At 64.6% G+C, this 18696-nt stretch carries 17 protein-coding genes; 9 read left to right on the top strand and 8 right to left on the bottom strand.

Annotated elements, in window-relative coordinates:
- Nucleotides 1-9: 9 nt before the first annotated feature.
- Complete coding sequence (locus tag ABIB38_RS11555) at nucleotides 10-957, top strand: hydrogen peroxide-inducible genes activator (RefSeq protein ID WP_429203966.1); 948 nt, start codon at nucleotides 10-12, stop codon at nucleotides 955-957.
- On the opposite strand, the gene ABIB38_RS11550 is transcribed toward ABIB38_RS11555, so the two are convergent.
- The 3 genes from ABIB38_RS11550 to ABIB38_RS11540 all read right to left on the bottom strand — a co-directional run bounded on the left by ABIB38_RS11550 (nucleotide 935) and on the right by ABIB38_RS11540 (nucleotide 4969).
- Nucleotides 935-2608 (bottom strand): mechanosensitive ion channel family protein, encoded by a 1674-nt coding sequence (locus ABIB38_RS11550; protein ID WP_429203964.1) that lies wholly within the window; start codon nucleotides 2606-2608, stop codon nucleotides 935-937. The two genes, ABIB38_RS11555 and ABIB38_RS11550, sit on opposite strands and share 23 nt — an antisense overlap.
- A gap of 244 nt (nucleotides 2609-2852) precedes the next feature.
- Nucleotides 2853-3425: a PEP-CTERM sorting domain-containing protein gene (locus tag ABIB38_RS11545; RefSeq protein ID WP_429203963.1), complete on the bottom strand. Its 573-nt coding sequence runs from the start codon at nucleotides 3423-3425 to the stop codon at nucleotides 2853-2855.
- A gap of 41 nt (nucleotides 3426-3466) precedes the next feature.
- On the bottom strand, nucleotides 3467-4969 hold the full coding sequence (locus ABIB38_RS11540) for a PhoX family protein (RefSeq protein WP_429203962.1): 1503 nt from the start codon (nucleotides 4967-4969) through the stop codon (nucleotides 3467-3469).
- A 303-nt stretch (nucleotides 4970-5272) separates the two neighbouring features.
- Between ABIB38_RS11540 and ubiA the strand changes: the two genes are divergently transcribed.
- From ubiA to ABIB38_RS11515, 5 genes are all read left to right on the top strand, one after another.
- Nucleotides 5273-6127: a 4-hydroxybenzoate octaprenyltransferase gene (gene ubiA / locus ABIB38_RS11535; RefSeq protein WP_429203961.1), complete on the top strand. Its 855-nt coding sequence runs from the start codon at nucleotides 5273-5275 to the stop codon at nucleotides 6125-6127.
- A 41-nt stretch (nucleotides 6128-6168) separates the two neighbouring features.
- Nucleotides 6169-6492 carry a DUF883 family protein gene (locus ABIB38_RS11530; RefSeq protein ID WP_429203960.1) on the top strand — a complete coding sequence of 108 codons (324 nt, stop codon included), beginning with the start codon at nucleotides 6169-6171 and terminating at the stop codon, nucleotides 6490-6492.
- 14 nt (nucleotides 6493-6506) lie between these two features.
- Nucleotides 6507-6887 (top strand): phage holin family protein, encoded by a 381-nt coding sequence (locus tag ABIB38_RS11525; RefSeq protein ID WP_429203959.1) that lies wholly within the window; start codon nucleotides 6507-6509, stop codon nucleotides 6885-6887.
- Nucleotides 6874-7173 carry a hypothetical protein gene (locus tag ABIB38_RS11520; RefSeq protein WP_429203958.1) on the top strand — a complete coding sequence of 100 codons (300 nt, stop codon included), beginning with the start codon at nucleotides 6874-6876 and terminating at the stop codon, nucleotides 7171-7173. The genes ABIB38_RS11525 and ABIB38_RS11520 overlap by 14 nt, the downstream gene beginning before the upstream one ends.
- A 338-nt stretch (nucleotides 7174-7511) precedes the next feature.
- On the top strand, nucleotides 7512-8087 hold the full coding sequence (locus ABIB38_RS11515; RefSeq protein ID WP_429203957.1) for an energy transducer TonB: 576 nt from the start codon (nucleotides 7512-7514) through the stop codon (nucleotides 8085-8087).
- Nucleotides 8088-8153: 66 nt separating this feature from the next.
- On the opposite strand, the gene proC is transcribed toward ABIB38_RS11515, so the two are convergent.
- Together proC and ABIB38_RS11505 are read right to left on the bottom strand one after the other, a co-directional pair.
- Nucleotides 8154-8966, bottom strand: a complete 813-nt coding sequence (proC, locus tag ABIB38_RS11510) for a pyrroline-5-carboxylate reductase (protein WP_429203955.1) — start codon at nucleotides 8964-8966, stop codon at nucleotides 8154-8156.
- Between the two features lie 12 nt (nucleotides 8967-8978).
- Complete coding sequence (locus ABIB38_RS11505; RefSeq protein ID WP_429203954.1) at nucleotides 8979-9680, bottom strand: YggS family pyridoxal phosphate-dependent enzyme; 702 nt, start codon at nucleotides 9678-9680, stop codon at nucleotides 8979-8981.
- 74 nt (nucleotides 9681-9754) lie between these two features.
- Here ABIB38_RS11505 and ABIB38_RS11500 point away from each other — a divergent pair, with 74 nt between their 5' ends.
- Together ABIB38_RS11500 and ABIB38_RS11495 are read left to right on the top strand one after the other, a co-directional pair.
- Nucleotides 9755-10798 (top strand): type IV pilus twitching motility protein PilT, encoded by a 1044-nt coding sequence (locus ABIB38_RS11500; protein WP_429203952.1) that lies wholly within the window; start codon nucleotides 9755-9757, stop codon nucleotides 10796-10798.
- Between the two features lie 11 nt (nucleotides 10799-10809).
- Nucleotides 10810-11946 carry a PilT/PilU family type 4a pilus ATPase gene (locus ABIB38_RS11495; protein WP_429203951.1) on the top strand — a complete coding sequence of 379 codons (1137 nt, stop codon included), beginning with the start codon at nucleotides 10810-10812 and terminating at the stop codon, nucleotides 11944-11946.
- A 217-nt stretch (nucleotides 11947-12163) separates the two neighbouring features.
- Here the strand turns inward: ABIB38_RS11495 and ABIB38_RS11490 are convergent, their stop codons facing one another.
- Together ABIB38_RS11490 and ABIB38_RS11485 are read right to left on the bottom strand one after the other, a co-directional pair.
- Entirely contained in the window at nucleotides 12164-14257 is a 2094-nt protein-coding gene (locus ABIB38_RS11490; protein ID WP_429203950.1) for a TonB-dependent receptor plug domain-containing protein, read from the bottom strand.
- Between the two features lie 221 nt (nucleotides 14258-14478).
- Entirely contained in the window at nucleotides 14479-16743 is a 2265-nt protein-coding gene (locus tag ABIB38_RS11485; RefSeq protein WP_429203949.1) for a TonB-dependent receptor domain-containing protein, read from the bottom strand.
- A gap of 187 nt (nucleotides 16744-16930) precedes the next feature.
- On the opposite strand from ABIB38_RS11485, the gene ABIB38_RS11480 reads away from it, so the two are divergent.
- Complete coding sequence (locus tag ABIB38_RS11480; RefSeq protein ID WP_429203948.1) at nucleotides 16931-17413, top strand: glutathione peroxidase; 483 nt, start codon at nucleotides 16931-16933, stop codon at nucleotides 17411-17413.
- Nucleotides 17414-17469: 56 nt separating this feature from the next.
- Here the strand turns inward: ABIB38_RS11480 and ABIB38_RS11475 are convergent, their stop codons facing one another.
- Nucleotides 17470-18531, bottom strand: a complete 1062-nt coding sequence (locus ABIB38_RS11475; RefSeq protein WP_429203947.1) for an SGNH hydrolase domain-containing protein — start codon at nucleotides 18529-18531, stop codon at nucleotides 17470-17472.
- Nucleotides 18532-18696: the final 165 nt, after the last annotated feature.

The following is an 18696-nucleotide window of genomic DNA, read 5'->3' as shown; positions in this document are numbered from 1 at the left end:
ACACCTAACATGACACTCACCGAGCTGAAATACATTGTCGCCGTTGCGCGCGCCAAACACTTCGGCCATGCCGCCGAGGCTTGCTTCGTGGCCCAGCCCACCCTGTCCGTCGCCATCAAGAAGCTCGAGGACGAACTGGGCGTGACCCTGTTCGAGCGTGGCGGCTCCGAAGTCTCCGTCACGCCGCTGGGCGCCCAGATCGTGGCCCAGGCCGAGCGGGTGCTGGAACAGACCGCCGCCATCAAGGAGCTGGCCAAGCAGAACAAGGATCCGCTGGCCGGCCCGCTGCGCCTGGGCGTGATCTACACCATCGGGCCCTACCTGCTGCCGCCCCTGGTGAAGAACCTGATCGACACCGTGCCGCAGATGCCGCTGGTGCTGCAGGAGAACTACACGCACAAGCTGCTCGAACTGCTGCGCCAGGGTGAGCTGGACGCCGCCATCATGGCGCTGCCGCTGCCCGACCATGGCATGTCGGTGCAGCCGCTGTACGACGAGCCCTTCGTCGTGGCCATGCCGCGCAACCACCCGTGGGCCGGCCGCAAGGAAATCTCGGCCGAAGACCTCAAGAGCGAAACCATGCTGCTGCTGGGCGCAGGCCACTGCTTCCGCGACCAGGTGCTCGAAGTGTGCCCGGAGATGGCGCGCTTCTCGGCGCCAGCGGCGGGCAACGGCATGCAGCGCACCTTCGAAGGCTCGTCGCTCGAGACGATCCGCCACATGGTCGCCAGCGGCATCGGCATCACCGTGCTGCCGCGCGCCTCGGTGGTCGACATGGCCGACCCCAACGGCCTGCTGGCCTACGTGCCCTTTTTGCCGCCGGCGCCGTCACGGCGCGTGGTGATCGCCTGGCGCAAGAGCTTCACCCGCCGCGCCGCGATCGATGCGGTGGTGCGCGCGGTGGGCGAATGCCACCTGCCCGGCGTCGACATGGTCACGCTCGAGGCGGCGGCGTAACTTTACCGAGCACCACCAGCTCGGCCTCGGCCTCCTTGTCGTGGCCGAGCAGCTGCTCCCTGGCCTCGGCCAGCTGCTCGGGCGAGAACACGATCTTCTGGGTCGGGAAGGCGAGGCTGATGCCGGCCGCTTCGAGCCGCTCGTAGATGGTCAGCAGCAGGTTTTCGCGAATGATGACCTGGGTGTCGAATTCGCGCACGTCGATGTACGAGAACACGTCGATGTTGAACGCGCGGTCGTTGATGCTGCCCAGGCGGGCCCGGTGTCCCTCGGCCATGTTCTTTTGTTCGGTCAGCACCTGCTGGACGATCGAAATCGCTTCCCTGAGCTTGGCGGACGACGTCTCGGGCCCCACCGCGATGGTCGGGTTGAACAGAAAGCGGTCGCGCGCCGCGAAGTTCTCGATCTGGCGCGCCGACAGGTCGCCGTTGGGGATAGTGACGATGGTGCGCTCGCCGGTGCGGATGCGGGTCGAGCGGATGCCCACGTCCTCCACGGTGCCCACCACGTCGCCCACCTTGATGAAGTCGCCCACCTGCAGCGGCTTGTCGGCGATCACGGTGACGCTGCCGACCAGGTTTTCCACCGTCTTCTGGGCGCCCAGCGCCAGCGCGATACCGCCGATGCCCAGCGCCGCGATCCCGGTCGTGACGTCGATGCCGAAGGTGCCGAGGATGGCGATGCCCGAGAACGCCAGCAGCAGGATCTTGGCGGCGCGGCGCGCCAGCGTGATGACGGCCACCACCTGGCGCCGCTGGCTGCGCTGCATGCGCGCGGTGGCCAGCTCGGCGACCGCATCGATCAGGCGCAGGCCGAACCACACCAGCGCGATGACCGAGACGATGCCGGTGTAGCGCAGCAGGGTCGTGCGCGCGACGATCGACACCGGCAGCCGTTCGGCCCAGCTGTAGAACAGGCCGACCGCGATCAGGAGGCTGGCCGGCGGCAGCGCCGCCTCCATGAAGCGCACCAGGCCGTTAGCCGCGGCATCGGCCACCAGCCTGCGCATGGCGGCGACGATCAGCGCCGCCACCGTCCACAGGCCGCCAAAGATCAGGATACCGAGCCCGATCAGCATCGCCCAGTCCTCGAGCGGCGCACCGGCGATGACGAATCTGCTCTTGTCGGGCTCCTGCGCCACCGGCGCCTGGCGCGCCGCCTGCGCGACCTGGTCGATCGTCTCGCGCGACACGCGCCAGACCTGGTGCTCGCCTTCCTCGCCACGGGTCAGCAGGATCGGCACCTTCTTGTCCCCGATGGTCAGGATGCCGACGTTTTCCTGCTCGCCCGGCAGGTCGTCGTCGATCTTGCCGATGGCCTCGTTTGACAGCGCGACGAACGGCGACAGCGAACCGCCGTCGTCCAGCAGCGCGTGGAAGTTGCGCGCCTGGGTGATCGCGTTGGTGCGCTGGCGGTTGCTGCCGGCCGGCATGTCGAGGTACTGGGCGGCGCGATCGTAGTCGGGCTCGGCGAGGGCGGAAATCAGGCCCGACACCATCGAGCGCGGCGTCTCGCGCTTGAGCGGATCGGGAACGACCTCCTGGGCGGGCGGCGCTTCGTCCGCCTGGCCGGCGGCGAAAGCGATCGGCGACAGCGGCGCCGCCAGGGCGATCAGGAGCAGTAGTAGTAAACAGCGGAAATGAAGACGCATAAGCGAGTCGACTCCTTTGACTGGGCATCCGGCTGATGCGGTGCAAAATGTATATGCAGAAAATGCAAACGGACACTCATGTCCGTCAGCAAAGTCTAGCATCCAGCCGGGCCTGCCCCCACACTATTGCCAGCCTTCTACGCTCGCTTCTACGCTGATTTCACGCGTAATCCCGCCCAATGCGCGGCAACCGCCCGGTTGTCGGCCATCTTCCTGGTCGCCTGGGCCGTCGCCGGTCCGACGCTCAACCGCGCTTGCGGCGGCGCCCCAGCAGCAGGCCCGCCAGCAGCGGCAACACCATGGCCACGGTCGACGGTTCCGGCACCTGCGCCACGATCGAGAAGGTGTCGCCCGCCGCCAGGCCGCTGGTATCGAGCAGCCAGTCGCTGCGGCCATCCAGCAGGGTCGGATTGCCGAACAGCGTGTCGGCCGTTTCGCCATTGGCGAACTGGATGACGGCGACATCGCTCGAATAGCTGGCCTGGGCGCCCGAGAACGAGGACACGCTGCCAGGCGCCGCATAGCGGATGCCCTGCAGGCCGAAGGTGAACTGGTGCATGGACAGGCCCACCAGGTTGCGGATGATCGCGCTGAAGTTCAGCGGGCCGGCCAGGTCGGATTCTTCCAGCACGAAGTTGAGCGTGGTGGTGCTGAAATCGCGCAGGTCGAGGTCGAACGACACGACGCCGGCGTCGCTATAGTCGGTCACGAGATTGGCGCCGCTGCTGCTCGTCAAGACGACGGCGCCGGCGGCGTGCGGGAAGGCCAGCGCGCCCAGGGCGATGGCGGCGGCGGCGACGAATTTGTTCATGTTCATGTTCGTTTTCCTTTATAAAAAAGTGGAGGTAAAGGTGGCGTTTACAGCGGGCCCCTGGCCCACGGGCCCGAGATCGCGAAGGTCACGCCCGGGGTCTGGATGTTCACGAACAGGTAGCGGCCGGTCGGGTCGAAGCAGGCGCCGGCGAATTCGTTGCCGCGCCGGTCGCCGGCGAGCGAAGGCAGCTTGCCGGCGCCCTGCAGTTGGGCCGCCGTCAGGTTGATGTTGTTCTTGGCGAAGATGTAGGCGTCGCCGGCGCCCGTCAGGCCCATCAGGCGCTGGCCGTAGCCGAAGTGGTCGGTGATGGCGCTCGACGCGTCTTCGCAGATCAGGATCGCGTTGCGCGGGCTGACCGTCAGGTTGTCGCCCATATTGCCCACCAGCTGGCTCGGGCTCGAATAGATGCACCTGAGGGTCTGGTGCGCCAGGTCGAGTTCCCAGATCGCGCCGCGGTTGACGTGGCCGCCCGAGGTGTCCATCACGTACATCTTGCCCTGGGCATACCAGATGCCTTCGCCGCGGTTCATGCGCAGCGCGCCTTTCGTCCAGCCCTGCACGAAGGGGCCGGCGGCGCCGTTGATGGTTTCGCCATCCGGGCCGGTGCCGTTGCCGCGGTTGGCGTCCGGATTGGCGATCGGCACCCACTCCAGCGCATAGGTGTCGTCGACCGACGCCACCGCCAGGTTGACGTTGTTGCGGCCCTTGACCTTGGCCATTTCGAGCACGCCGCCCATGGCCAGCGAACCGGGCGCGCCGGTCTTGACGTCGGGGACGTAGCGGTAGAAGCCCGACTTGCCCGAGGAATCCTCGGTCAGGTAGACGTTGCAGTTGCTCGGATCGACGGCGGCGGCTTCGTGCGCGAAGCGGCCCATATTGACGATCGGCTGGCCGCTGACCTGCTGCGGATCGGCCGTGACCTCGAACACGTAGCCGTGCTTCTTGCCGCCGGCGCTGACCGCGTCCGAACCTATCTCCTCGCAGGTCAGCCAGGTGCCCCAGGGGGTGATGCCGCCGGCGCAGTTCTGCTGGGTGCCGCCCAGGCTTGGGGTCATGCTGACCCAGTCGCCGTCGCGAAACACCAGGTTGGTGGTGCCGCCGCAGGAACGGTTGGCCGAGCTGCCGCTCACATTGCCGGTGTCGTACAGGCCATAGGCATTGATGAAATTGACAGCGGCGCTGCCGCTGATTTCATGATTGCGCACCAACACCTGCTCGGTGCCGCGGCCAGCCTTGCGCGTGACGATCACGCCCATGCCGTCATGGCCGCCCGGGCAGGGATGGCCGTCGCTCATGGGGTCGCCGCGCCAGCCATAGCTCTTGTAGCTGAAGCCCGGCGGCAGTTGCAGCAGTGGCAGGCCGGTGGCCAGGTCGTTGACCGGGGCGATCGGGCCGTAAGGGCTGTCGACCAGGGCGGTCGCGCCATTGGCCGCAAGCGCCTCGCGGGCGTGCAGCGCGGCGAAGGCGCCGACGAAAGGCAGCGCGGAGGCGCCGGCCATGCCCTTGAGCAGGTTGCGCCGCGAAGGCGACATAGCGTGTTCGTTCATTGAGAAGCTCCACAGAGTAGGATCGAGCCGGTGGCCCGGCGTCTGGTGTCTTGGCAGCGCCCATGCATCGGGGGCCGTTCCTACCACCCCCGGTAGGACTGATGCATTAAAACAAACAAACATGTCAGATTGATGACGACAGAAAGACAACCAACGGGTGTCCCGCACGCGATGCATGCACAGCGCTTTCAAGCACGATAAATGCGTCCGTATGGACTGGATCGAACGGGCGGCACCCGTCTAAACCGGCTAGAATCGCTGTCTTCTGCTCAACAATTCTTGCTTGGCAAGACGCGACTCCCCATGAACAAGCTGGCGCTCTACTTCCGCCTGGTGCGGGCCGACAAGCCGATCGGCATCCTGCTGCTGCTGTGGCCGACCCTGTGGGCGCTGTGGATGGCGTCCGGCGGCGTGCCGGACCTGCAGGTGCTGGCGATCTTCGTCGTCGGCACGGCGCTGATGCGGTCAAGCGGCTGCGCCATCAACGACTACGCCGACCGCGACTTCGACCGCCACGTCAAGCGCACCGTCGACCGCCCGCTCACCAGCGGCAAGATCAGCGGCAAGGAAGCGGTGATGGTGGCGGCGGTGCTGGCCATCGTGTCGTTCCTGTTGATCCTGCCGCTGAATGCGCTGACCAAGCAGCTGTCGGTGGTGGCGGTGGTGGTGGCCGGCACCTATCCCTATTTCAAGCGCTTCTTCGCGATTCCCCAGGCCTATCTCGGCATCGCCTTCGGCTTCGGCATCCCGATGGCCTTCGCCGCCGTGCAGAACCAGGTGCCGGCCGTGGCCTGGTGGCTGCTGGTGGCCAACGTGTTCTGGGCCGTGGCCTACGACACCGCCTACGCCATGGTCGACCGCGACGACGACCTTCGGCTCGGCATGCGCACCTCGGCGATCACCTTCGGGCGCTTCGACGTGGCCGCGATCATGCTGTGCTACGGCGCCTCGCTGGCGATCCTGCTGCTGTGCGGCTGGTCGCTGGGCCTGCGCTGGTGGTTCGTGGCCGGGGTGGCGGTGGCGGGCTGCATCGCGCTCTACCACTACACCCTGATCCGCGATCGCGACCGCATGAAGTGCTTCAAGGCGTTCCGCCACAACAACTGGCTGGGGGCCGCACTGTTCATTGGTGTCGCGCTCGACTATGCATTAGGTTAATATTGTCCAAAATGCATTCACCCACCACACACAAGAGGCCCATGATGATCGAAAAAATCCCGACCCAGACCGGCACCCGCGACCAACTGGTCAGCGACCTGAAGACCGTGATCCACGACGCTGAATCCTGGCTGCGCAACGGCGGCCAGCTGACCGGCGATGAGCTGAAGGCCGCCAAGGTCAAGTTCGAGCAGACCCTGTCGTCCGCCAAGACCAGCCTGATCCATGCCGAAGAAACCGTGGTCGAGCGCACCAAGGTCGCCGCCAAGGCCACCGACGAATACGTCAAGGACAATCCATGGAAGTCGGTCGGCCTGGGCGCCGCCATCGGCGTCGTGATCGGCATGCTGATCGCGCGTAAATAAGACGAAGGACGACGATGACGATTTCCGCGACCATCGGAAGGATAGGATCCAACCTGCTCGCCATGGTGCGGACCAGGTTGGAACTGGCAGCCATCGAGCTGCAGGAAGAGACGCACCGGCTGATCGGCTATCTGGCCTGGGGCGTTGCGGCCGCCTTTTTCGCGGTGGTCGCGGTATTGCTGGCGATCCTGTTCGTGCTGGTCCTGTTCTGGGATACCCATCGCCTGCTGGCGATCGGCGTCATGACGGGGCTGTTCGCCCTGGCCGGCCTGCTGGCCTTCTTCAAGGTGCGCGGCGACCTGACAACCCGTCCGCCGCTCATGGCCGCCACGCTGGCCGAACTGCGCAAGGATGCGCAAGCCGTCAAAGGAGAGCCGAACAATGAGCAGCAATGAGACCCTGGCGGCGCGCCGCCGCCTGCTCGCCGCCCAGTGCGCAGAACAGCGCGCGCAGATGGCGCACGACGTGGCGCTGCTGCGCCATCCGGCCGAACTGGGCGGCGCCCCCGGCTACGTGGCGCAGCACAAGACCGCCGTCCTGGCCGCCGCCGGCCTGGGATTGGGCTTTTTGATCACCAAGCCGAAGTGGGTCGTCGGCGCGGTGACCGGCGCCCTGTCCGCCTACAAGCTGGCGCAGAAGGTATTACCGGTGCTGGGCTGGCGCAAGTTCGAAGTGCACTGAGCATGCGCTGAACGTCCCCTCCCCGTCGCGGTCCAAACGGACAGGCGATACGGCTGGGGGACGTCATGTACACGCCCATCCTGCGGCTCACGCTGCCGCTTACTTTTCCATTGGTCCCTGGACTGCTGGCGGCAACGCCCGCGCATGCGTTTCAGTCCGACCAGCCACTCGTCGCGCGCCTCGCCGGCCAGTATCGCGTGGGACGCCCATAGCATCGAAGCGCTCGACGGCGCGCCCGGCGCATTGGCGATGCGGGGACAGCTGACGGGCTTTTATCACTCATAGTAGATTATCTCCTTGCCCATAGCTGATAGCCCAAAGGCAGGCGCCACGTATTCATGTTCGCGCGACCTGACCGTGATCATGGTTGTTCCACGACTGGAGCCCCGAGGGGTGTGTTGCTTGTTGCGCATTCACAGGACCACTTGCCTGCCTCCCAAGTAAATTGGCGGTGCATACTAAACCCAAGAACACTCATGCTCTGCGGAAGCAGTCCTACTTGCGACGAAAGCAATATGACCATACACCGTATCCATCTGATTGCCGGCAGTGCGTTCGCTGCATTCTTGTCTTGTGCATCTGCAACAGCGCAATCACTGTACAGTCTGGATCGTATCCCGCCGGTTACGCGGCCAGGACCGGGCGATAAACATTGCGCCAAGCCCGTTTACCCTAAATCCTCTTTACGCTACGAAGAGCAAGGAACGGTTACCGTTTCATATCTTGTGGACGTAGACGGGGCAATTCTGGATAGTCGGATAGTTAAATCTTCTGGCTATCGTGCACTTGACAAGGAAGCGTTTTATAGCCTAGCGAAATGCCAATTCAGATTGCCAATGGGTGTGACCGAGCCACAATGGACATATGTGCAGTATGTATGGTCGATTCAGGATCGCCCGCTTAGCAGCCAATAATTAAGCCGCATCCAGTCATTTGGAATAACATGCCATAGGTACTTCTTCGATTTTGTCTACACCCTCTCAGTCACGGCCCAACTCTTCACCCAGCTCGCGTCCACGCGCCGCGGCCGCCTTCATCGCCGCGACGATGGCCTCCTTGACCCCTGCCGCTTCCATGCTGGTGATCGCCGCATGCGTGGTGCCGCCCTTCGAGGTCACGCGCTGGCGCAGCACCTCGACCGGCTCGTCCGACTGCGCCGCGAGCTGCGCCGCGCCGGTGAAGGTGGCCAGCGCCAGCTCCCTGCCCTGCTCCGCGTTCAAGCCCATTTGCAGGGCCGCCTCCTGCATCGCTTCGAGGAAGAAGAACACATAGGCCGGACCGCTGCCCGACACCGCCGTCACCGGATCGATCAGCGCCTCGTCATCGAGCCACACGGTCTTGCCGACCGCGCGCATCACCGTGTCGGCCTGCGCGCGCTGGGCCTGGCTCACGCCCGGCTGCGCCGCGAGGCCGGTCACGCCCATGCCGATCAGCGCCGGCGTGTTCGGCATCGTGCGCACGATCGCGTCGTAGCCGCCGAGCCAGCGCGACAGGTCGCGGCTGGGGATGCCTGCGGCGATCGACAGCACCAGTTGGCGGTGCAGGTGCGGCGCCAGCTCGGCCGCGACCTCGCGCATCTGCTGCGGCTTGACCGCCAGCACCACGACTTCGCTGTCATGGACCTGCGCGTCGATCGCCGTCGCGGTGCGCACGCCATACTGCTGCGACAGGCGTTCCAGCGCTTCCGGGTTGCGGTCGACGACGTGGATGTTCGCGCCCGAGCCGACCTGGCGGACGATGCCCGAGATGAGCGCGGCGGCCATATTGCCACCGCCGATGAACGTGATCTTCATGTGTTTTTCCTGTTATTCGTAGTTGCGTGCGCCAAAGATGGCGCTGCCGATGCGCACGATGGTCGCGCCTTCCGCGATGGCAGCGGCCATGTCGCCCGACATGCCCATCGACAGCGTATCGAGCGGCAGGCCGTCGGCGCGCAGCGCGTCGTGCAGCTTGCGCAGGCGGGCAAAGGCGGCGCGCTGCTGCCCGGGTTCGGTCGCGCGTTCGGGAATCGCCATCAGGCCGCGCAGGCGCAGGTTCGGCAGTTGCGCCACGGCGCGCGCCAGTTCAGGCAACTCGGATTCAAGCGCGCCGCTCTTGCTGGCCTCGCCGCTGATGTTCACCTGCAGGCAGATGTTCAACGGGCCGAGTTCGGGCGGGCGCTGCTCGGACAGGCGCTGGGCGATCTTGAGGCGCTCGACCGTGTGCACCCAGTGAAAATTGGCCGCGATCGGGCGCGTCTTGTTGCTCTGGATCGGGCCGATGAAATGCCATTCGACCGGCGCATCGGGTTGCGCCTGCGCGACGTTCGCGATCTTGTCGAGCGCTTCTTGCAAATAATTTTCGCCGAACGCACGTTGTCCGGACGCCATCGCATCCAGCACGGCTTGTGCGGGGAACGTCTTGGAGACAGCAAGTAATTGCACCTCGTCCCGGGCGCGACCGGCGGCCTGCACTGCCTCCCCGATTGTCGCTTCGACAGCTTGCAAGTTGGCGGCGATTGTGGACATAATGATTTTCTATAGGAAATATTTTTCGAGCGGCGGTGATGACAAAGGCGCACCTCGAGCCACAGGGATTATAAATGGACATTTCGGAATTACTCGCCTTCTCGGTCAAGAACAAGGCGTCGGACCTGCACCTGTCGGCCGGCCTGCCACCGATGATCCGCGTGCATGGCGACGTGCGCCGCATTAACCTGCCGCCGCTCGAGCACAAGGACGTGCACGGCATGATCTATGACATCATGAACGACGGCCAGCGCAAGCAGTACGAAGAAGTGCTCGAGTGCGACTTCTCGTTCGCGATCCCCGGCCTCGCGCGCTTCCGCGTGAACGCCTTCAACCAGGAACGCGGCGCGTCGGCCGTGCTGCGTACGATTCCCTCCAAGATCCTGAGCCTGGAAGAACTGAACGCGCCCAGGATCTTCGCCGACCTGGCGATGAAGCCGCGCGGCCTGGTGCTGGTGACCGGCCCCACCGGCTCCGGTAAATCGACCACGCTGGCGGCGATGGTGAACCACCTGAACGAGAACGAGTACGGCCACATCCTCACCATCGAAGACCCGATCGAGTTCGTGCACGATTCCAAGAAGTGCCTGATCAACCAGCGCGAAGTCGGCCCGCACACGCTGTCGTTCAACAACGCGCTGCGCTCGGCGCTGCGCGAAGACCCGGACGCGATCCTGGTCGGCGAATTGCGCGACCTGGAGACCATCCGCCTGGCGCTGTCGGCGGCCGAGACGGGCCACCTGGTGTTCGGCACCCTGCACACTTCGTCGGCCGCCAAGACCATCGACCGTATCGTCGACGTGTTCCCGGCCGAAGAAAAGGAGATGGTGCGCGCGATGCTGTCCGAATCGCTGCAGGCCGTGATCTCGCAGACCCTGCTCAAGACCAAGGACGGGTCGGGCCGCGTGGCGGCGCACGAGATCATGATCGGCACCCCGGCGATCCGCAACCTGATCCGCGAAGCCAAGATCGCCCAGATGTATTCGGCCATCCAGACCGGCAGCAACGCCGGCATGCAGACGCTGGACCAGAACCTGACGGATCTGGTGCGCCGCAACGTGATCTCGACCGGCGCCGCGCGCGCCGCGGCCAAGATCCCGGAAAACTTCCTCGGCTAAGGACCATCCAGATGGAACGCGACCAGGCATCCAAGTTCATGTTCGACCTGCTGCGCCTGATGGTCGGCAAGGGCGGTTCGGACCTGTTCATCACGGCGGGCTTTCCGCCGGCGATCAAGATCGACGGGCGCATGACGCCGGTCTCGAACCAGGCGCTCACCGCCGGCCACACGGCCGACCTGGCGCGCGCGATCATGAACGACAAGCAGGCGGCCGGCTTCGAGCTCACGCGCGAGGCGAACTTTGCGATCATGCCGGGCGACCTGGGACGCTTTCGCGTCTCGGCCTTCATGCAGATGGGTTGCGTGGGCATGGTGCTGCGCGTGATCACCACCGCGATCCCGAAGTTCGAAGACCTCGACCTGCCCGCCACGCTCAAGGACGTCGTGATGACCAAGCGCGGCCTGGTGATCATGGTCGGCGCCACGGGCTCGGGCAAGTCGACCACGCTGGCGGCGATGGTCGGCTACCGCAACGAAAACAGCTACGGCCACATCATCACGGTCGAGGACCCGGTGGAATTCGTCCACCCGCACAGGAACTGCGTGATCACGCAGCGCGAAGTGGGCGTGGACACCGACAGCTTCGAGGCGGCGCTGAAGAATTCGCTGCGCCAGGCGCCGGATGTGATCCAGATCGGCGAGATCCGCGACCGCGAGACGATGGAGCACGCGATCGCCTTCGCCGAGACCGGCCACCTGTGCCTGGCCACGCTGCACGCCAACAGCGCCAACCAGGCGCTGGACCGCATCATCAACTTCTTCCCCGAAGAGCGCAGGCAGCAGTTGCTGATGGATTTGTCGCTGAACCTCAAGGGCCTGATCTCGCAGCGCCTGATTCCAAAGAAGGAAGCCAAGGGGCGCGTGGTGGCGATCGAGATCCTGCTGAACTCTCCCTTGATTTCGGACCTCATCTTCAAGGGCGAGGTGCACGAGATCAAGGAAATCATGAAGAAGTCGCGCGAGCTGGGCATGCAGACTTTTGATCAGGCCTTGTTCGACCTGTACGAGGCGGACAAGATCACGTATGAGGATGCGCTGCGCAATGCGGACTCCGTCAACGACCTGCGGCTGAACATCAAGCTCAATAGCAAGCACGCGAAAAATCGGGATTTTTCGAGTGGGACGGAGAAGTTGGGGTTGATCTGACTACCAGCATACTGCCACCGTATACTTCAACGTACCGCCACCATCTCTTTCCACCACCACCGCCTGCACGTCGTTCCCGCGCAGGCGGGAACCCAAGTGTGCATGCGTCGCCACCGATATTTGCTCTAGCGGCTGCGCTGCAAACTTAGGTTCCCGCCTTCGCGGGAACGACGTTTTGAGGCCGGCGGACGAATCATGCCGCCGTCGGTCAGCCAGCTTAAAACCGCGACTCCAGCGTCACCCGCGCCATCGTCTGCCCCTCACTGAAACTGGTCCTGCGCAGCGTCCCGAATTCATCGGTATAGCGTGAATCCGAGATGCCGTCCTGGCGCAGCAGGTTCGACGCCGCCAGGCGCAGCTGGTACTTCGGATTGAACTTCCACAACGCATACACGTCCAGGTCGCGCCGCACGCTCTGGTAGCGCGACTGCTCCAGATTGACGCGCACCGGGCCACCGTCCTTGAACGCGAAGCTGGCGCCGGTACTCAATTTGCCGTCGCGCGTCTTGTAGTCGATCCCGAGCGTCGCCGACAGCGGCACCTGCTGGTCCAGGCGGTTGTCCGGGCCCGGCACCGCGTCGACCTCGGACCAGTTGCGCGACACGCTCGCGCGCAGGTCGATCTCGGGCACCGATGTCAGCAAATTCGACAACACCGCCGACAGCGGAAACTTCGCTTCCAGCTCCAGGCTGCGCGTGAGCGCGTCGCCGTCGTTGACCGGGGTCTGGATCCAGCGCCCGTCCTCCAGGATCAGGCCCTGGCGCGTATAGTCCTCGATGCGGCGCACCGACACGCTGGCGCTGAGCAGCGCCTTCTCGGCCCACCAGTGCTCGTAGGCGGCGTCGATGCCGGTCGCCAGTTCCGGCTGCAGGTCGGGATTGCCGCGGTAATCGGGCTGGGTCTGGCTGTTGTTCGGCGTCGTGAAGCGACGCGGGATCAGGTTGCTCGCAGACGGCGCCTTGAAGGTGCGAGTCAGCGCCAGGCGCACCTGGTCGCGGCTGTCCGGGATCTTGTACAGGGTCTGGGCCAGCGGCGAGAACACGCTGGCGCGGTTGGTGCTGGTCTCGAACGTATTGCCCTCGCTGGTCGTCTCCAGCCCTTCCCAGCGCAGGCCGGCGTACATCGACCACTGCTTGCTGACGTTCCACTCGTCCTGGACGTACAGCGCCAGGCGCTTGATGGTGGCGTCATATTCCTCGTCCGTTGCGAGCTCGCGCCCCGCCAGCGGGAACACCTCGATTTCGCCGCGTTCGTCATCGCGCCGCGTGTAGCCGGCATCCCAGCCCATCGCCAGCGCGTGGTCTTTCATCCATGGCGTCGTGTACTTGCCGACCAAGGTCAGGCCGCGTTCATCGGTCGCGCTCAGGACGCTGGAATCGCGCGCCAGCCGAGCGAGGTTGTCATCGCGCTGGTAATCGAATTCGCGCCAGTCGCTGCGGTTGCGCATGCCGTTGACGCCGAGCTTGAGGTCGAGCTTCGCCCCCTCTTCCAGGTTGTGCACCCAGTTCACGTCCGTGCGCAGCATCGCGTGGTTGCCCTCGCTGTTCATGTCGCGCACGTCGTACGGCGGCGGCGCGCCAAGCTCGGTCGTGGTCACGGCATCGCCCTGGTAATCGTTGCGGTTGTACGAGACCATCGTCTGCCAGCTGACCGTGTCGCCGTTCTCGAGCGTCCAGTTCAGGCGCGGCGTGAGGTTCAAGCCCCGCGGGCTGCCGCTGTCGGTCTGCTCGGTGCGGCGCAGCTGCGTCAGCCGGCCCTGCGGGTCAAGCTGCGTTTCTTCGTACGGTTGCGGGCGGTCGAAGTTGTAGCGCCAGACGCTGGCGCCGATCGAATACGACAGGGCGTCGAGACGGTCCGACATGTTCAGGCTCGCGCTCGGGTTGCTCGCGTCCCCGCTCTTGCCGTAGCCGACCCGCAGTTCGCGCTGCGCCTTTCGCACCACCCGCTTGAGCACGATGTTGATGGTGCCGGCGATCGACTGGGTAGAAAATTCTGCGCTGGCCGCGCGCAGGATCTCGATCCGTTCGATGACGTCGGGCGAGAGCTGGTCGATGTCGAAGCCGGCCGGGGCCCGCTCGCCGTTGATCAGGATCTGCGTGTAGCCGCTGCCCAGGCCGCGCATGCGGATCTCGCCCGCCCCACGGCCGCCGCCGCCGCCAACGGTGATGCCGGGCAGGCGCTTGAAGACGTCGAGCACCGAGGTGTCGCCGTAGCGCTTGATCTCTTCGTTCGAGACCACGATGCGGCTGGCGGTGTCGTCGCGCCGCGGATCGTAGCTGTTGGCGTCGGCCTTGACCTCGACCTTCTGCATGGTATCCAGGCTGGCCGGCGGCGGGTCGGATGGCGGGCTGACTTGTGCGGCGGCGGGCAGTGCGAACAGTGACGAAATGGATAGCGCGATGAGCGTTGGTCTGAGCATCGAAGGCGGGACGGAGTGGACAAAAGTGCGGATATTCTGTCATAGCTCGCCCGCCTTGAACCGCCTTGCCCGAATTATTCATCCGGCATATCGCCAGTATTGACGGGCTATATTTACTGTGACCCCATGCCGCCGCCCGGCGGACCGAAGCCCCGCCCGCCCGGCCCACGCGGGCCGCGTCCGCCGCCGAAGGTGCCGAAGCGGTACGACAGGCCGACATAAACCAGGCGCCCGTCCTGGCGCCGAAGGCTGTACTCGCGCAGGCTGTCGGTCTCGGTGATCGACTCCGACTTCTGAGAATCGAACAGGTCGTTGACGTTGACGACCAGGCTCAGGGCCTGGCTCAGGTTATGCCGGTAATTCAGGTCCGCGGTGCGGGTCGGCTGGCGATAACCCTCGCCGAACAGCGTCTTGCCCTGGGCATTGAGCACCAGTTGCAGGCTGTTGGACGGGTTGAACTGGTAATTGAAGCGCGCGCGGCCGGCGATCGAGGTCGCGCTGCGCTTGTCGTCCTCCAGGCTGCCGAGCACCGACTGCTCCGAATAGCCGATATTGCCGCTGGCATTGATCGTCAGCTTGGACGTGGCGCGCCCGCTGAAGGTGAATTCCAGGCCGCCCGAGCGGCTGGCGCCCGCGTTTTCGCGCGTGGTCAAGAGCACGGTGTCCGAGATGAAGTAGCGGCGCTCCGAGATCAAATCGGTGTCGCGGCGCGCGTACAGGCGCACATTGGTCTCGACGTTGCCAAGCCTGGTCTCGACGCCCAGTTCGAGCGAATCCGACTCGCTGGGCATCAGCTCGGGATTGCCCGACGAGACGTTCGTTTCGTCGCGGTAGATCACGAAGGGATTCAAGTCCGCGGCGCCGGGACGGCGGATGCGGTGCGCGTAGCTCAGGCGCAGCGCCGTGCGCTCCGACAGGTCATAGGTGAGGAAGGCGCTGGGGATCGCTTCCAGGTAGTGGTTGCCGGCCTGGATCCCGGTCGTGACCTGGTCCATGTCGAGATCGGTGTATTCGGTGCGCAGGCCGCCCAGCACGCCCCATTTTTCGCCCAGGCGCATCTGCCAGGTGCCGTACAAGGCCAGCGTGGTGTCGACCAGCTCGAAGCGGTTGGTGCGAGATGCGTTCACGCTTTCGAACAGGGTGCCCGGATCGACGTCGAGGAAGCGGGTGTCGATCACGCTGCTGTTGCGGACCACCTTGTAGCCCAGCTTGAGCACGCCCGCTTCGCCCGGACGCTCGTAGTCGCCGGTGAAGTCGATGATGCGGGTCTCGTTGAGGTTGTCCTGGCGGGTCAGCGGATTGGACGAATTGATCGGCCGCACCGTGTAGTCGCTGGCGAAGCGGGCGTCGCCCTCGCCCCGGGTGCCGGACAGGCGCAGGTCGGTCTTGAAGATCTCGCCCGGACGCGTACCCTTGTGGTCGAGACTCGCGCTCAGGCTGTAGCTGCGGTTCTCGGTGTCGCGCACGGTCGAACGCAGGTAGTCGCTCTCGACCGCCCCGGATGCGTCGGTGCCGCGGTAGCGCTCGGACGACAGGCCTTCCTGACGGTTGGCGTTGACGCTGGCCTTGAGCGACACCACGTCCTTCTCGCCCAGGTTGTAGTTGAGGGAGCCGTTGAAACCGGCCGATTCGGTGTCGTTCTCGCTGGTCGAGCTCTGCATGCTGCTGGCCACGGCGCCGGTGGCCGGGTCGATGCGGTCGCGCGTCGTCTCGCCGGTCGAGCCGCGGCTGTCGCGGCGACCGAACAGCGCGCCCTGCACGCTCAGGCGTCCACCCGTGTAGCTGCCGAAGGTGGAGGCATTGAAGCGGCCCTCGGCGCCAGCATTGGCGTTGACCACGCCGAAGCTGCCCGGCGTGCGTTCACGCCGCATCACGAGGTTGATGATCGGCCCGCCGCCGCCTTCGTTGCCGAACTGCGCGCCGGGATTGTTGATCACTTCCACCGACTCGAGGTCGGCGGCTGGCAGCGCGCCCAGGGCGGCGGCGCGGTTCTCGCCCTGCATCATGGCGGATGGCTTGCCGTCGATGAGGATCTGCACATTGCTGCGGCCGCGCAGGGTCACGTTGCCGTCCGGGTCGACCGCGACCGACGGCACCTTGTTCAGGGTGTCGGCAATGGTGTCGTTGGTGGCGGCCGCATCGCTCTTGACGTCATAGGCCTGGCGGTCGATGCGGTTCGACGAGCGCACCGCGCTGACCGAGACCGTCGACTGGACCGGGACCTCGGCCTGCACCGGAGGAGCTTCCGGCGCCGGAGTCGTCGGCGCCGTGGCGACCGGCATGGGGGCGGCGGGCGGCTGCTGGGCCTGGGCAGGAGCGAGCAGCGTGCCCGCCACGATCGGCGCGAACAATACAACGGAAGAACGGTGACGTGGCATGACAACCCGGGATACTGGACAATTGAACGAGCGTAATTGTCGCACGCGATTTGCCCAAAATTCGTTAAGAAATGCTAAGACGAAATAAATGTCAGCGCGATGATGCATGCTTCGACATCGCGTCAATACGCGTGCGCGTGGCGCCGCCTTCGCGTAAACTCGGCGCTTCAACGACAAGGAGAACGCCATGAACGCCTACGATTTCAACGCCACCGCGCTCGACGGCCAGCCGGTCGACCTGGCCCGCTATCGCGGCAAGGCGCTCCTGATCGTCAATACCGCGAGCGCCTGCGGCTTCACCCCGCAATACCAGGGCCTGGAAGAACTGCAGCGCCACTACGCCGACCAGGGCCTGGTGGTGATGGGTTTTCCGTGCAACCAGTTCGGCCGCCAGGAACCGGGCAGCGAGGCCGAAATCGGGGCCTTCTGCGAAAAGAACTACGGCGTGACCTTCCCGATGTTTGCCAAGATCGACGTCAACGGCGACGACGCCCACCCGCTGTTCCGTTTCCTGAAGGGCGAGGCGCCGGGCGTGCTGGGTACCGAGGCGATCAAATGGAACTTCACCAAGTTCCTGGTCGACCGGAACGGCATGGTGGTCAAGCGCTACGCGCCGGCCACCAAGCCTGAAGAACTGAAGGGCGATATCGAGAAGCTGCTTGCGGCGTAGGACATTTCAGGATCCCGGGCCTGCGCACACCGACTTGGCATGGAAGGCCCCTATCCTTACCTGATCAAACCCGGTCTATCACTGTGGGTGTTGCGCGCAACCGGCGAGCTCAACTGGCGCATGACCTCTTTGGCCAATCGCTCTGAGCCGATATGCGAAACGTGATTCCTGTCGATGAACAGGGCGCGTCCACTGGCATCGTGCGATTCGCAAACGCTGTCACTACAGAACAACTCAAGCCCGTCCACTACCTTTGCATGCCGATGCGCCTCGATCAACAAGTCGGATTGGTTCATCGCGCTGGTCATACTGATCCGACTTACTTTCTGTACCATCGCCTTGTGGTCGCCATCGGTAGCAGCGTACCGTCGGATGGCATACTCCGCCACCAGATGCGGGAACATTGGCGTATCCCCGACGAACACAACGTGCTTGTCCGCCGCCTTGAAACGCTGCAGCGTGTCGATGATTCGTTGTTTGATTCGGGAAGAGGTCGGCGCATGCCCGTCAATGGCGAAGCTCTTGTTTGATGCCCCGTCCAACACTTTCGAAAATCTGCCGACCCAGACAACCGTTTGCAAAGCCTCCTGGCGCAGGAATTCTTCGACAAATTTGAGGTGGCGCTCTGCACTGCAACCGAATTCTGCTTTGGTATCGATGCGCTCGATGCCGGGTATTGGGATGCAGCCATCGCTCAGGACAGCGTAGTAGGCTTGCCCGGCCTGATGCAGTTCCTTGTTCAGGCCATACAAGAGCGCGCCGGCGTATGAGTCTCCCCACAGCACACCAACCGGCCGTTTTGAGGCATCCCCAATAATGCATACGCGCGGCCCCAGCGGTGACTGCAAAGCCGCCGCTCGACAGAATTTCTCGCCACTTCCCCGCTCCTGCTGGGTATCGAACGCATGCTCGACGCCATTCCATTTTTCCCGGCCGCGAAATCCGTCAGTCAGATCACCCGACATGCCGAAACACAGGAAAGCAGCCATGCCAACGCCAGAAAAGGCGAATATCTTCTGCCTGCTGAAGCGCTTCTTGTCCCGAAACGGCGCTTCCACGAACTTCCAACTCGCGTAACCAAGCCCCAGTGAGCATAGTCCCAGCAGCGTGAACGCCATCAGGCCAGGCTCATGCAGGCTCCGGTGTCGCGCCATTGCAAACAGAGGCTGGTGCCAGAGATACGCGCTATAAGGCCACCTCGAATAACCCGCTCTCGGCGTGAGCAGAGCCAGGCGAAACGTGAGTCCGCGCTCCAGCATCGCTCAGTAGCGTGATTTTCAAAG

Origin of the sequence: Massilia sp. UYP11 (assembly GCF_050434805.1) — a bacterium.
Lineage (GTDB): Bacteria > Pseudomonadota > Gammaproteobacteria > Burkholderiales > Burkholderiaceae_D > Telluria.
The sequence above is the reverse complement of the archived record's forward strand: the minus strand, read 5'-3'. Positions and strand labels throughout refer to the sequence as shown.

Excerpts from the sequence above, each read along its gene's own strand:
- ABIB38_RS11495 (WP_429203951.1), top strand. The coding sequence starts at position 10,810 with ATGGAACGCGACCAGGCATCCAAGTTCATGTTCGACCTGCTGCGCCTG.
- ABIB38_RS11540 (WP_429203962.1), bottom strand. The coding sequence starts at position 4,969 with ATGAACGAACACGCTATGTCGCCTTCGCGGCGCAACCTGCTCAAGGGC.
- ABIB38_RS11525 (WP_429203959.1), top strand. The coding sequence starts at position 6,507 with ATGACGATTTCCGCGACCATCGGAAGGATAGGATCCAACCTGCTCGCC.
- ABIB38_RS11490 (WP_429203950.1), bottom strand. The coding sequence starts at position 14,257 with ATGCAGAAGGTCGAGGTCAAGGCCGACGCCAACAGCTACGATCCGCGG.
- proC (WP_429203955.1), bottom strand. The coding sequence starts at position 8,966 with ATGAAGATCACGTTCATCGGCGGTGGCAATATGGCCGCCGCGCTCATC.
- ABIB38_RS11520 (WP_429203958.1), top strand. The coding sequence starts at position 6,874 with ATGAGCAGCAATGAGACCCTGGCGGCGCGCCGCCGCCTGCTCGCCGCC.
- ABIB38_RS11505 (WP_429203954.1), bottom strand. The coding sequence starts at position 9,680 with ATGTCCACAATCGCCGCCAACTTGCAAGCTGTCGAAGCGACAATCGGG.
- ABIB38_RS11475 (WP_429203947.1), bottom strand. The coding sequence starts at position 18,531 with ATGGCGTTCACGCTGCTGGGACTATGCTCACTGGGGCTTGGTTACGCG.
- ubiA (WP_429203961.1), top strand. The coding sequence starts at position 5,273 with ATGAACAAGCTGGCGCTCTACTTCCGCCTGGTGCGGGCCGACAAGCCG.
- ABIB38_RS11555 (WP_429203966.1), top strand. The coding sequence starts at position 10 with ATGACACTCACCGAGCTGAAATACATTGTCGCCGTTGCGCGCGCCAAA.
- ABIB38_RS11500 (WP_429203952.1), top strand. The coding sequence starts at position 9,755 with ATGGACATTTCGGAATTACTCGCCTTCTCGGTCAAGAACAAGGCGTCG.
- ABIB38_RS11550 (WP_429203964.1), bottom strand. The coding sequence starts at position 2,608 with ATGCGTCTTCATTTCCGCTGTTTACTACTACTGCTCCTGATCGCCCTG.
- ABIB38_RS11515 (WP_429203957.1), top strand. The coding sequence starts at position 7,512 with ATGTTCGCGCGACCTGACCGTGATCATGGTTGTTCCACGACTGGAGCC.
- ABIB38_RS11545 (WP_429203963.1), bottom strand. The coding sequence starts at position 3,425 with ATGAACATGAACAAATTCGTCGCCGCCGCCGCCATCGCCCTGGGCGCG.
- ABIB38_RS11480 (WP_429203948.1), top strand. The coding sequence starts at position 16,931 with ATGAACGCCTACGATTTCAACGCCACCGCGCTCGACGGCCAGCCGGTC.
- ABIB38_RS11485 (WP_429203949.1), bottom strand. The coding sequence starts at position 16,743 with ATGCCACGTCACCGTTCTTCCGTTGTATTGTTCGCGCCGATCGTGGCG.
- ABIB38_RS11530 (WP_429203960.1), top strand. The coding sequence starts at position 6,169 with ATGATGATCGAAAAAATCCCGACCCAGACCGGCACCCGCGACCAACTG.